Below are 12,645 nucleotides of genomic sequence, written 5' to 3' on the forward strand. Positions count from 1 at the left end.
ATCCTTGAACGCTCAGACCGGGACTTTTATTGACCGGCAGCTCTCCAGCGATCTGCGGATGATGAGCTACAACATCCTGTGGGATTCGATCTTTCCCGACAGGGATCCCGTGAAGGCAGCCAAATTCGATCGGGTGATGGATGCGATTGATCCCGACATCTTGAACCTGCAAGAAATTGGCGATCCGTTCACTTCGGGATGGACTCCCAAAAATGGCAATGATGTTCGCGACTTGCTCAATTCTGTTTCACCTCTCCCCGGCGGCGCTTCGTGGAATGTCTATAAGGGTAACAGCGGCGACAGTGTGCTAGCCAGCAAATACCCGATCACGATGACGCGGAACTTCACGAGTCCCTCGGGCGACTTGGGCATGGCCATTGGATTGGTCAATCTGCCGGACGATCAGTTCCCTTCCGATTTTTACGTAATGAACAATCACTATAAATGTTGCGGCGGCAATGGCAGTACAGAGGATCAACGACGCCAAAGACAATCGGATGCGAATGTTGCCTGGTTACGGGATGCGAGGAACCCTGGAGGCGTGATCAACCTTGCGCCGGGAACTCCTTTCGCCGTTGTGGGGGATCTCAATATCGTGGGTAGCCAAAACCCACTCAACACCCTGATTACCGGAAACATTGTCAATGAAGCCTCCTATGGAGTCGACTCGCCTCCTGATTGGGACGGAACTTCAATCACCGATGCTGCCCCGGTACACAATGGCACGGGGTCGACGAATTACACGTGGCGCTCGAGTGGCTCGACGAGCCGCCTTGATTACATCATCTATTCCGACAGCGCGCTCGACGCTGGCAACAAGTTCGTGCTCAACACTGTTAGTATGACTGGCGCGGACAGAACTGCCACGGGGTTGCAGCAATACGACACGGCCCAGGGCAATTCTTCAACTTACTTCGATCATTTGCCGGTGGTGGTCGATTTCCGCCTGTTTGATTTCGCCGAGGCTGATTTCAACTACAGCCGTGGTGTAGATGCCGCTGACCTTGCAATTTGGCAAACTGGTTATGGCACCGCCAGCGGGGCAACCCGTCTGATGGGTGATGCCAACGGCGACGGCGACGTCGATGGTCGCGATTTTCTTGTGTGGCAACGGCAGTCCTCAGCAACCGCACCGGATTTTGCCGCCGTGCCTGAGCCGACGGGTTTCGTGCTCCTTCTTTTGGCTGTGATTGTCGCGCCGCTAAGCCGCCAGCGGCCGCTCGCGGCTTAGCGACAAACCCAGTCGCTCACGCACGCTTCAGGCTCGCCTCTGTAAAAATCTTTCTTGACATCTACTGGTCAACCAGTAGAATCGTGGTCGCAACTACTGCTTGGCCAGTAGATCGACTGCTCTGGAGACTTTAATGTCCGAAACGCCCACGGAACGCGAACTTGAAGCGCTGAAGGTCCTTTGGGACCGCGGCGAGGGGACGGTGCGCGACGTGTGCGATGCGCTCAATGCTGATGGTGAAAAACTGGCTTACACCACCGTGCTGTCGTTGCTGCAGGTGATGGAACAAAAGGGCTTGGTCACGCATCGTAGCGTCGGCAAGGCCTATATCTATCTACCAGCCATCGAACGCGAACGAACTCTTCGCCAACTGGCCACAGGCTTTCTGGATCGTGTGTTCGATGGCGCGCTCGATGAGTACCTCGTGCATGCCCTCGGCAAACGAAAAATCAGCACGCAAGAGATCGATCAACTGGAACAACTCCTCGCGGAGCAGCGGCAGAAAAACAAGCCAAAAAAGTAGTGAGGCGTTTATTTTAGATTGGCCACGAGAAACACAAAAAGACACAAAAAATTTGAGGCGTATTTCATTTCTGTGTCTTTTCGTGCTTTTCGCGGCTAGGAAACTAGCTATGAATCCGACTGGGGAACCCAAACATGAACTCGCTCGATCTATCGCGGTGGTTGTGGGATTTCTATTTGCTCGCGTCGGGACTGCTCTTAGCGACCGGTGTGGCAAGTTTTTTGATCGCTCAACCCGTGCGGCGCATGGCAATGGCCTGGGGGACGGCTGGCGGTTTGGTGCTGTTGTTAATGCTGACCGCGGTGCCGAATTGGTCGCGTTACTCGCTCGTCTCCCCTGCCCCGCCGGAGCCTGTTGGGAACGTGGTGATTGAACCTGTCCTCAATACCGCGATCGAGCGCTCTCCTCAAAGTGTTGGGCCTCCTCAAACCGTTGCAGCTCCAGTTGATTCACAAATCAAAATTATTCCCGCAGCTCGGACCTTTACCATCAACTGGGGATTGCTCGCCAACTTGGTTTTGTCGACGGGATCGGTCTTTGTTGCTGTTTGGTTGATACTCGGTGCCTGGCAAGTGCGGAGGTTGCGGGCTCGGGCGCAAGCAGTTCCGCAGCATGTCGCCGATTTGCTCGCGGAATTCCCGTCCCAGCCATCGGTTCAGCTGGGAACGCACACCGACCTGCCCGTTCCCGTGGCCTTGGGTTTGCGCCGGCCGATGATCTTGTTGCCGCAGTCGCTCCTATCGCGGGCGAACCCCACGGAACTCCGGAGCGTGCTGGCTCACGAGCTGGCCCATGTCGAGAATCGCGATTTGTGGCTGCTCGCGCTATTGCGCCTGTTGATGATTCTGCTGTGGCCGCACCCACTGTTTTGGTTGATGCGTTCGCGCGTGCGGCACGACCAAGAAGTCCTAGCCGACATGGCCGCGGCCGAACTCACGACGCGGACCACCTATGCCGAGCAATTGGTGGCGCTCGCCCGCTCGGCTGTTGCCACGCGCGTGCCGCGGTTGGTGTCGTCGGTTGGGTTATGGGAAAAGCCCTCGCAATTGACGCAGCGAATCAAGCTGCTGCTCGATGACAAGTTTACAATCATGCAAAGCTGCTCGCGGAACTGGCGGTTGGGGACCGTGGCTGTGTTGGGAGGGCTGGCGATAGGGCTGTCGTTGGTGACGCTGACGCCGGCGGAAACAGATAAAGATTTGTCACAGGCTGCAGCGCGGTCCGCCGAGGTAAAGCCTCAGCAAGACACCAAGATATTCAAAGAACTTGCCAATTCACTACGACCTAACTTGATTGTCGGTCTTTGTCTTGATGAAAAAAGTCGTCCTTTAGAAGGCGTCTTGATTGATTTGTATGAATCACCAGTTGATTCCAATGAACAACAGTATGTTAAGACTTTATCCACTCTTTCGGACTCAGATGGGAGATTCAGTTTCGTTGACGTTGTTGATATTAATAAAGAGTTTCCTGATGGCTTGGGAAGTACGTACTTTCCCGTCGCCGATCAGAGAATGTTTGCAGTAGTAGGAAGTAAGGCAGGGCGAGTAACGAATGCAATCAATTCGACTGATGTTCAGATTGCTAAAAGAGGGATGATTTGCAGTTGGCGGATGCCGCCAGTTCAGTCTTTACACGGTCGAATCGTCGACGAAGAAGGCAAGCCCGTTGTTGGTGCAGAAGTACGTGTCTTTCTCTTTCCAAAAATTGTTGGAATCCCGGCACTGCAAGTAAACACGGCAGTAACAAATGAGGAAGGAAAATATACCCTTGGTAATTTGGGGAGGTACGACGAGGCTCAGGCTAAGGAACGGTATAAACATGAACATGGCGAAAAGTTTGGCAAGAAATTTCAGGCAGATCCACGTTTTGCTGATTTCCTTCCTTGGCAGCAATACATGTTTGTCACCCACCCTAAATTTGCCGATCATCGAGTGAAAATTGCAAAAATACCCGGCGAATTAGATGTCACGTTACGAACCGGTAAATTAGTGACGGGCCGCGTCTATCAGCAAGAAGAAGTAGGACCCAAAACCCCCGCGATTGGTGTAGAAGTAATCGTATCAGGTGCTACAAATCCCAATACCACGACATTGAAAACAAAGTCCGAAGGTATCTATCGGATTGAAACACTTAAGGATGGCAAATATCAAGTAAATTTCAAAGCTGAGGGTTGGTTCGCTCCTGGCGTTGAAATCGACGTTAATGATAAGAGTCTAATTCAACTCGACGACATAGTGATGACGCGTGGCGGTCGAGTTCGCATTCAACTCGTCGATGCAAACACAAACAAACCGCTCCGATTTGCGAACAGAGTAAAAGCTTTTGTTGTTCCTCATTTGCAGCCAGAAAGTGAGAAGAAGTTATTCACAAATAACGTAGTAGAGTTTTCTATAGCAGGCGTCGGTGAACAGCAAGTTCCAGCTGGCAAATATCATTTCCTTGTCAGCCTACTGGGAAGTGATGAGCAAACAAAGTATAGAGATTCACTCTTCGCTAATATTCGCCACATAGAGGATTTATCATCGCATCCTGCCTACCAAGTCGATGAAGGTAAAATTCTCGATATCACAATACCTATGGTTAAGTTCAGTGGTTCCAGTGAAATAGAAACTCCTGTTTCCCCGCAGCGTAACGCCGCCTACGAAGACGCGGTGTTTGATCGACCGCCGCAGTAAATGAAAAGTGACCTTATGCCATAGCCGCGATTCAACGAATCGCTCGGACCTGCGATTCGTTGAATCGCGGCTATTCGGAATACCTGCAAACTTACTCCGGCGTGCCGCGCTCCATCGTGATGAATACTTTCTCGAACGTTGGTTTGAGTGTCTGCCAATCGGCTTCGGGGCACGTGCAATAAATGGTCAGCCCCTTCTCGTGGCCGATGATCGTGCCGCGGTAGCCGTGGAGTGTGCCGCCGAAGGCTGTTTTGGAGGTGAACTCGGTGCTCCGAGCGGGGCCGAGTTGGCATTCGATCACGTTGGGACTCGGCGAAATTTCGGTGTACTCGGTAAATTTTTCTTGGGCTTCTTTGAGGCCCGACTCGTGAATTTGATGCACCGGTTCCAACTCTGGCGGCAACCCTTCGGGAGGCGTGCCACCCATCGCATCGCTCAAGAGCGAGCCCGTAGCACTCGCCTTGATTTCGATCAATGCGGGGCCCGAGGCAAACTTGGCCCAGACGGGTCCCCCCTTCCCTCCGCCCCCTTTGTTCTCCCAACCCTCGGGAGCTTGGCAGGCGAACGTGCCGTCCTTGATGTTGAACAGCACATACGCGGTGGGAATCTTTACCGCTTCCGAACAGCCCGCGATCAAAGCAACAATCGCGACGGCATAAGAGGAAAACATTTGATGACGACGCATAAAGAATCTCCCTGCGTTAAGAACTTTTCAGACTCATCCAACGCGCGGCCGTGCCGAGTAGCACTCCGTAGATCAATAAGCACAGCGTAATCAAGGGCCCCATCACCGCGGCAGTTAGATACGGTGGATCGCGCCACGCCGCATGAAATGCTGTGAGCAACATGCTGATGAGTCCAAACGTAATGGCATACACCGTGATCCACATCAACGGCCGCGTCAGCAATGTTTTTGTGACGGGCCACGAGAAGAGTGAGAATGGAGCGCCCGTTTCGAGGCTTGATAATTGCAGAAAGGGATAGAGCGCGACCGTGGCCCAACCGACGATTTGCCATCGCGATCCATCAAACGGGAGACTGACGAAATAGCCAATGCCAGCCGACGCGGCGAGGATGCCGACGGTCGAGGGCAGCATCCAAAACCAATCTTGCCACGTGCCGCGCAAGGCTTCTTCCGGTGTTGTTTCGCCGTGCGACGTGGATTCGATGAGCCCCAAGTAATAGGCCGAGGCATACGAGACGGTAATAAAAGTGAGAATCCCGGTCGGAATGAGGACAACGCGGCCGACCATCAGACTAAAGTTCACAAGCACGTAGCACCACAACAGCACGAGCGATGTGAAGGTGATCAGCGGCAAGAGCAAAAGAAAATGCAAGTAGGTCGCCGACGTGATCCGCGGCACGAGCGCACTGACGGTAACGTGCGGCGAAGCAGCATCGCGGCGTGGTGCCGTCGGGCGTTTTTCTTCTTTCACCGCCAGCTCGGCATGCGCTTTTTGCATGTAACGCTGGGCGAGCGCTTTACGCGGATCGATTTCGGTCGCGTCTTGAGAATCCGCCATCCCATTTCCCCCGGAGGTTGGCCAGCACCAACATTTATAACCGGGTGGAATGGCCCGAACTAGTAGATAGCTTAACTCTTTTTGGCATTTAAGAGCAGCTAATGACCATGTTTGCCAACCCAATAGTCACGGAACGAATTGAGTCGAGGGAGCGTTTCTTTATCTTTGGCTCGTCCGCTGGCGACTTTACTCGCGATAATGTCATCAATGTGGCAAACTGGAAAACCTGCGACGTCGATGCGACGATTCCAAGCCTCGGCAAAGTGTTCAATTCCGTCAGGGGCAAAAATCAGATCCAAATCAAACGGGCCATTCTTAAGTTGAACAAAATCTTTACCGCGAAGAACCTCCGCGGTCTGTCCGTCATTGAGTGAAAAGCCTAACTCAGTAAGTGCCTTGGCCAATTGCTGGCAATTCTCTGAAGTTTTCTCGACGAACAAATCGGCATCTTGAGTCGTGTCAGGATAGCCGAGAAGAATCGCGCCGCTTTTGCCGATGAAAAGATAACGCACGTCGTGCAACGCAAATACATCCCGAATCTCTTCGGCTTGGCGATATTCAAACGCGCCCATAACCTAGCCAATCGGGGAGGTTGTCTTCGCACCACTGACGATATTCCGCCATCGTATCAAACGAGCGATAGGAAGCGTCATCTAATACCGGCTTGTAAGTGCGAATAAAACTGTAGCGGAATCGCTGCTCTAATGGCCGCGAACTGGCAGCCTCGAACTCTGCTAACCACTCCGCTGGTATGTGTTTAAATGCTGAATCGACCATATTTGTATTCTAGCATCTGAGACGGCTACTTTTCGTCCACACAGTAGAGCTTTTTGCTCGAACGGATGAAGATTTCGCCGTCGCTGATGGCTGGGCTTGCCGAAAAGTCGGCTTCGTCGGTGCCAAAGCGGTTGACGGCGATTTGCTTGATTTCGTCACCCAGCTCGAACACGTAAATCAATCCCGCACGGGTCACGAAGTAGAGCTTGCCATCGGCCACGACCGGCGACGAATAGCTTTGGTTCATAAATCCGCCGCCGCGGCCACCACGTCCTCCGCCCTCCCCTTCAGCCGGCTTTTCTTCAGCCGCTTCTGGTTCTGGGGGCGCTTCCAAACGCTGCTTGAAAAGCTCTTCCCCACTGGTTGCATCAAGGCAAGTGACCACATCGCGACTAATCGAATAGATTTTGCCATCGTGGAGGACGGGAGTTCCAATGCCCCCTCGTGCGTTGCTCGTCCATAAAATGTTCTTATCAGTGACGTCGCCCGTGCCGCTCGCTTTGACTGCGGAGGTGCCGCCGTCACGTCCACCGACTAAGTAAGCGATGCCTTCGCCGGGGATCACGCTCGTGCTGCATGCATCGCCTTCGCCGACGGTCGCATACCATGCGAGCTTGCCGGTATCGGGTTTGAATCCCCAAATCTCGCCCGGCACGGCCATCACGATTTCTTGTTTGCCATCTTCGGAATTCACGAGGATCGGCGAGCCCCAGGTTCCTTCGAAGCCTTGGGCTTCTTGTTTCCAAACTTCTTTGCCCGTTTCCTTGTCGAGCGCAACCAGGGCATGGCTTTCGGCGTTCGCCGGAACGATCACGAGATTCTCATAAAGGATCGGGCTCGAAGCCGAACCCCAGTCGCGTGGATCAGACTCGGTGCCGACGCTTGTTTGCCAGAGCTTCTTGCCATCCATGTCAAACGCGACCACGCCCGTCTTGCCAAAGAAGGCGAACACCTTTTCGCCGTCGGAGACGGGGGTGTGCGAGCTGTAGCCATGCTCGGCGAACATGCCGCCGTAGTTGTCTTCGGGGAGATAAGGATCGACTTCTTTATCCCACAGGATTTTGCCGTCGGCACGATTCACACAAACGAGATGCCGCTTGAGTTGCGATTGATCGCCTGGTTCTTCGCGACTCAGACCGTAGCCACTCCAGCAGGTCACAAAGACTTTATCTCCTACGACGATTGGGCAGGACGAACCTGGCCCGGGGAGATCGATGCTCCACTTCAGGTTTTCCTTGTCGGACCATGTGGCCGGAGTGGGGGCATCGTCGGGAGAAACGCCCGAGCCGTTCGGCCCACGAAAGCGGGGCCAGTCAGCCGCATCAGCCTGCCAACAATTGAGCGCGAGGATAACTAAAGCCAGTGGACCGATAAACAGTTTCTGCATATCAGTGCGTCCTTCCGGGAAGTGGATAAATCATGCTGTGGAAAGAATTTCCAAGGCGAACACGAAATTTTACAAGATGGGTCAGTTGCTCGGGAAGCGGGGGGACCGAAAAACACTGCTAGAGGTCAAATCTGAAAATGTCCATCGCTGCTAGAGACTTGACGACGCAGTGCTGGTAATCTGTGAGTTTTCAGAGATTGGGATTGTACCCTTTCTCCTTGTCTGAGCTGTTCTGATCGAAGGTTTTCGCCATGGGTCTGATCGATATCTTGGTTTTCGTGGCATTTATCGCTGCCGTGCTTTTTGTGGGGATTTGGAAAAGTCGCACGAAGCACGAGCATCAAAACGCACAGGACTTTTTTCTTGCGGGTCGCGGACTGACTTGGTGGCTCATTGGTTTTTCGCTCATCGCGGCCAATATTTCGACGGAGCAATTCGTAGGAATGAGCGGCAACGCGGCAAGTCACGTGGGCCTTGCCATCGCGAGTTATGAATGGCTAGCTGCCGTGACGTTGTTTGTAGTGGCGTTTGGGTTTCTGCCCTATTTTCTCCGAGCCGGCATTTATACGATGCCCGAGTTTTTGGAGTACCGCTATAACTCGGCGGCGCGCTTTCTGATGGCCGCGGCTACCGTACTCATTTACCTCTTATTGCTGGGGGCTGTGACTTATTCGGGAGCCCTGACGGTAGCCACTCTTGGCAAACGTTTTGGAATGGATATCGCGCTTTGGCAGCCGTCGCTGTTTATTGCCTTGATCGCCATGATCTATGTTGTGTGTGGCGGTTTGAAAGCTTCGGTTTGGGCAGACCTTCTGCAGGGCTCTGCCTTGATTATTGGCGGAGCGATCATCATGTGGTTCGCGTTCAGTAAGCTGGGCACTGTCGAGGATGCCGCCACGGTGGTCGATGTTACGACCGGCGAAGTCGCCATCCAATCCCTTGATGCCAGCCGTGGTCCGTTTCAAAGGTTTATGGACCTGAACGCCAACCAGCTCAATATGTTCTTGCCGGCATCGGACCATGTGTTGCCGTGGACGGCCCTGCTTTTAGGAATGTGGATTCCAAACTTCTACTATTGGGGGCTCAATCAGTACATCACTCAGCGAACATTAGGTTCGTCGTCGCTCGCAGCGGGACAAAACGGCATTATCTTTGCCGCTTATCTGAAATTGCTCATTCCTTTTGTGGTCGTGATTCCAGGCATTATTGCTTTCAATCTCTTTCATAAGGACATGCAACTTGAGGCAAGCAGCGATGCCTCGGCAGCGATGGCTATGTATCTCAAGTCGAATCCAGAAACAGAATTCGTTGCCACGGGGGACGAACTCGACGACGCGACCATCGAAGCGCACGAAGGGCCTGATTACATTGTTGCCCTGTACGATTCCGTGGGCGATATCCGAGGTCTTAAGGCGGCCAATCCCTTTGTGCTGCCCATGACCAGGGAAACATTCGACAAAATTGCACCCGCAGAGTTTCAAGTCTTTAACTCACGAGAAGATCATGCTTGGAAGTTTTTGAATCCCAAACTTGCGATTGAAATTGATGCCTACAACAAAGCTGTTGCCGAACGCGCGGCCGCTGCTGAGGGAACCGTCGTCTCCCAATCGCTCATCGCTTACAAGTACGACACGGCCCTCGGTCAACTCTTGGGAATGCTTCCCCAAAACGTCGGCCTGTTCGGGTTTGTCATGGCTGCACTCCTGGGCGCAGTGATTAGCTCGCTCGCTGCCATGCTCAATGCGGCGAGTTCAATCTTCACCTTGGATTTGGTCAACAAATATTTGATGCCCAATGCTTCGCAGGGCACGATTGTTCGCTTGGGCCGTGTAAGCGTCTTGGCCTTTGGAGTCATTTCTTGTGTCCTCGCGCCGATGTTGGGTGATCCCAACATTTCCAACTCGATTTTTACGATTATTCAAGAATCGCAAGGGCTCATTTCGCCCGGCATCCTGGCCGTTTTTGTGGTTGGCTTGATTCTGCGTACATGTCCCAGATCAGCAGGGGTGATTGGTCTCCTGACAAGCATCATTTGTTACTCGGCACTGAAGGTCGCTATGCCTGAGATACAGTTTCTCAACCGCATGGCAATAGTCTTTGGCATTTGTGTCGGGGTCATGGTTTTGTTGACGCTTATTGCCCCGTTGCGTGAACCCGTGAAATTTGAAGCTCAGACCGACCTCAACCTCGAGTCATCGCGTGGAGCTTGGCGTGCCGGAATCGTTTGCATGATTCTGACCGCGTTGCTTTATGTGATTTTCAGCCCGATCGGGGTTGCCGGCTGGAATACTCCGTAACAGCTGGCAACTGGTTTGGCCCAGGCAAACAGGGGGTTCGGAAAGGGTGGAGCGAAATCGAACAGGTCCATTCTTCGCGGGTTTCACGCTGCTCGACAGCCCCGCAGAGCTTGCCTAAAATGGATATCTGCTCGGCCCGAGTGCCGGCAGCCCTGCCAACCCCGGAGCCAATCGGCTCGTATGTCAATTCAGGTCGATCTTGATCAGCTTTCCGCTGCTCATTCTATCGCGCGACGGCAATTGTTAGCCCAACGCCATTCGCAGCCCCACTGGACGTGCCAACTGGCCAGTTCGCCGTTGTGTACGGCTACGGCCATCAGTGCGCTCGTGTTGGCGGAGCGGCACGTCGACGATTCGCCTGCTGACGACTCGATGTTGGAAAACAGTTGGCTGTCGGGCGTACTGATTCGGAGCGAATTGACCGAATTGGTCTCCAAGGGTTTGCGGTGGTTGGCTGAGCACCAGAACCCTGATGGCGGCTGGGGCGATACCGACCGCAGTCGGTCGAACATCGCGGCCACGCTGTTGGTGCAAGCTGCGTTCAATCTGACGGGCGTGCCTGTGAAGTATTCCAACGTGCTGCAAAAGGCGCAGGACTACGTCGATAAACAGGGTGGCGTGGCTGGCTTAAAAAAGCGCTTCGCACATGACCGTCAATTTGCCGCGGCGATACTCACGAATTGCGCACTCGCGGGAATGGTGCCGTGGCGCAAAGTGCCGTCGCTCCCTTTTGAGTGGGCCTGCTTCCCGCGGAAGTGGCAACAACGGTTGGGCCTATCGTCGGCATCGTACACGCTGCCAATCTTGGTGGCCGTGGGACAAACGAAATTCCACTACATGCAGCACCGCAACATTTTTGTGCGCTGGCTGCGGCGTTGGGCGGTGAAGCCGAGCTTCGCGACGCTCAATACAGCACAAGCACCGGATGGCAGCTTCGCCGAAACGACTCCGCTCACCAGCTTCGTGCTGATGTGCCTAGCCAGCATCGGCCACAATGAACATCGCATCGTCCGCCGCGGAATTGAATTTCTGCTGGAAACCGTGCGGTCCGACGGCAGTTGGGCTCCTTGCACGAATTTTGAAGTTTCCGACACATCGCGTGCTGTGCGATCGCTGGGTTGGAATCTTAACGACGATTTCCAGCCGATGAGTTGGTCCGCGACTCCAGAGCCCTCGGAACAAGCCGATGCGGTGCTGACTTGGCTGCTGGCCGGGCAACACAAAGAACAACATCCCTTCACCGGTACAGCGCCGGGCGGTTGGGCTTGGTCGAAGTCGCCGGGGGCGATTCCCAATGCCAGCGACACGGCCAACGTCTTGATGAATCTGGCCGATTGGCATAACCACTGGCCACGCCACCGCACGAGTGAAGTCACGGGTGCCGCGACGAAGGCCGCGCGGTGGTTGTTGGATTTGCAAAACCGTGATGGAGGTTGGGCAATCTTCTGCACCGGTTGGACAGGCACTCCCGGTGATTCGAGTTGCTCGGACGTGACCTCGCTCACCATGCGTGCGCTCAACAACTGGGCCAAGTTTTTGCGTTCGACATCGCCCAGCCATCCGTTAATCGCCCGCATCGATACCGGTTTGAAGAGGGGATTGGAGTTTTTAGAGAAGGAACAACGCGAAGAAGGAAGCTGGTGGCCGCGGTGGTTTGGCAATGAACTGCATCCGCAGGAAGCGAATCCTGTGATTGGGACCGCCCAGGTTTTGAAAACCCTCAACGAAATGCAGGCCGGCAAAACCGACATGGCCCAGCGGGCGATCAACTGGCTCACTGGGGTGCAATATCCCGTCGGTGGCTGGGGGACTGTCGCTCAGCGCGTGACGAACGAATCGTGGTATGGCCGAAAGCGCGACACCGAGGTTGAAACCAACTGCAGTCTAGAGGAAACATCAGTGGCGGTGGATGCTTTGCTCCCCTTCGCCGATGGCAATCCCACGGTCAAAAGTAGCGTGGAACATGGCCTTGGTTGGCTGATCGAGGCCTCGGCTGACACCTCCCGTTTGGAGCCGGCCCTTGTCGGTTTCTATCTCACCAAATTATGGTATTATGACGAATTGCTTCCCCAGACCCTCGCGGTTCGCACGCTCGGCAATGCTTGCCGTATGTTGGGCGTTCCCGCCGCGGTGGCTGCCGCGACCCATCCGTAAAACGGGGTTGTCTCGGCCGGTTGTGGAAGCCAAGATGTTCGGCCTGCCGGTCCCATTTTCGGCAGAGCCATTCCCGAT

10 protein-coding genes are annotated in these 12,645 nt (G+C 54.2%); 5 read left to right on the plus strand and 5 right to left on the minus strand.

Features of this window, described 5'->3' with window-relative positions:
* Positions 1 to 4 precede the first annotated feature (4 nt).
* The 3 genes from SH678x_RS06145 to SH678x_RS06155 all read left to right on the plus strand — a co-directional run bounded on the left by SH678x_RS06145 (position 5) and on the right by SH678x_RS06155 (position 4,429).
* Positions 5 to 1,231 carry an endonuclease/exonuclease/phosphatase family protein gene (locus SH678x_RS06145; protein WP_496922009.1) on the plus strand — a complete coding sequence of 409 codons (1,227 nt, stop codon included), beginning with the start codon at positions 5 to 7 and terminating at the stop codon, positions 1,229 to 1,231.
* Positions 1,232 to 1,364: 133 nt separating this feature from the next.
* The gene (locus SH678x_RS06150; RefSeq protein ID WP_496922010.1) at positions 1,365 to 1,754 is read left to right on the plus strand and encodes a BlaI/MecI/CopY family transcriptional regulator; all 390 of its coding nucleotides are present in this window, start codon (positions 1,365 to 1,367) and stop codon (positions 1,752 to 1,754) included.
* A gap of 134 nt (positions 1,755 to 1,888) precedes the next feature.
* On the plus strand, positions 1,889 to 4,429 hold the full coding sequence (locus SH678x_RS06155; RefSeq protein WP_496922011.1) for a M56 family metallopeptidase: 2,541 nt from the start codon (positions 1,889 to 1,891) through the stop codon (positions 4,427 to 4,429).
* 91 nt (positions 4,430 to 4,520) lie between these two features.
* Here the strand turns inward: SH678x_RS06155 and SH678x_RS06160 are convergent, their stop codons facing one another.
* The 5 genes from SH678x_RS06160 to SH678x_RS06180 all read right to left on the minus strand — a co-directional run bounded on the left by SH678x_RS06160 (position 4,521) and on the right by SH678x_RS06180 (position 8,116).
* On the minus strand, positions 4,521 to 5,114 hold the full coding sequence (locus tag SH678x_RS06160) for a hypothetical protein (protein ID WP_496922012.1): 594 nt from the start codon (positions 5,112 to 5,114) through the stop codon (positions 4,521 to 4,523).
* Between the two features lie 16 nt (positions 5,115 to 5,130).
* Positions 5,131 to 5,952 carry a hypothetical protein gene (locus SH678x_RS06165; protein ID WP_496922013.1) on the minus strand — a complete coding sequence of 274 codons (822 nt, stop codon included), beginning with the start codon at positions 5,950 to 5,952 and terminating at the stop codon, positions 5,131 to 5,133.
* Between the two features lie 98 nt (positions 5,953 to 6,050).
* Positions 6,051 to 6,524, minus strand: coding sequence for a hypothetical protein (locus tag SH678x_RS06170; RefSeq protein ID WP_496922014.1), 474 nt, complete (start codon positions 6,522 to 6,524; stop codon positions 6,051 to 6,053).
* On the minus strand, positions 6,511 to 6,729 hold the full coding sequence (locus SH678x_RS06175) for a hypothetical protein (protein WP_496922015.1): 219 nt from the start codon (positions 6,727 to 6,729) through the stop codon (positions 6,511 to 6,513). The genes SH678x_RS06170 and SH678x_RS06175 overlap by 14 nt, the downstream gene beginning before the upstream one ends.
* A gap of 25 nt (positions 6,730 to 6,754) precedes the next feature.
* Positions 6,755 to 8,116 carry an outer membrane protein assembly factor BamB family protein gene (locus SH678x_RS06180; protein ID WP_496922016.1) on the minus strand — a complete coding sequence of 454 codons (1,362 nt, stop codon included), beginning with the start codon at positions 8,114 to 8,116 and terminating at the stop codon, positions 6,755 to 6,757.
* A gap of 251 nt (positions 8,117 to 8,367) precedes the next feature.
* On the opposite strand from SH678x_RS06180, the gene SH678x_RS06185 reads away from it, so the two are divergent.
* Both SH678x_RS06185 and SH678x_RS06190 read left to right on the plus strand, forming a co-directional pair.
* Positions 8,368 to 10,413, plus strand: coding sequence for a sodium:solute symporter family transporter (locus SH678x_RS06185; RefSeq protein WP_496922017.1), 2,046 nt, complete (start codon positions 8,368 to 8,370; stop codon positions 10,411 to 10,413).
* Positions 10,414 to 10,593: 180 nt separating this feature from the next.
* Positions 10,594 to 12,567: a hypothetical protein gene (locus SH678x_RS06190; protein WP_496922018.1), complete on the plus strand. Its 1,974-nt coding sequence runs from the start codon at positions 10,594 to 10,596 to the stop codon at positions 12,565 to 12,567.
* Positions 12,568 to 12,645: the final 78 nt, after the last annotated feature.

It is taken from the genome of Bythopirellula superficialaquae (genome assembly GCF_059632245.1).

What these genes read in the sequence shown, in the direction of transcription:
- SH678x_RS06150 (WP_496922010.1), top strand. Translation starts at nt 1,365, where the DNA reads ATGTCCGAAACGCCCACGGAACGCGAACTTGAAGCGCTGAAGGTCCTT.
- SH678x_RS06155 (WP_496922011.1), top strand. Translation starts at nt 1,889, where the DNA reads ATGAACTCGCTCGATCTATCGCGGTGGTTGTGGGATTTCTATTTGCTC.
- SH678x_RS06160 (WP_496922012.1), bottom strand. Translation starts at nt 5,114, where the DNA reads ATGCGTCGTCATCAAATGTTTTCCTCTTATGCCGTCGCGATTGTTGCT.
- SH678x_RS06165 (WP_496922013.1), bottom strand. Translation starts at nt 5,952, where the DNA reads ATGGCGGATTCTCAAGACGCGACCGAAATCGATCCGCGTAAAGCGCTC.
- SH678x_RS06170 (WP_496922014.1), bottom strand. Translation starts at nt 6,524, where the DNA reads ATGGGCGCGTTTGAATATCGCCAAGCCGAAGAGATTCGGGATGTATTT.
- SH678x_RS06175 (WP_496922015.1), bottom strand. Translation starts at nt 6,729, where the DNA reads ATGGTCGATTCAGCATTTAAACACATACCAGCGGAGTGGTTAGCAGAG.
- SH678x_RS06180 (WP_496922016.1), bottom strand. Translation starts at nt 8,116, where the DNA reads ATGCAGAAACTGTTTATCGGTCCACTGGCTTTAGTTATCCTCGCGCTC.
- SH678x_RS06185 (WP_496922017.1), top strand. Translation starts at nt 8,368, where the DNA reads ATGGGTCTGATCGATATCTTGGTTTTCGTGGCATTTATCGCTGCCGTG.
- SH678x_RS06190 (WP_496922018.1), top strand. Translation starts at nt 10,594, where the DNA reads ATGTCAATTCAGGTCGATCTTGATCAGCTTTCCGCTGCTCATTCTATC.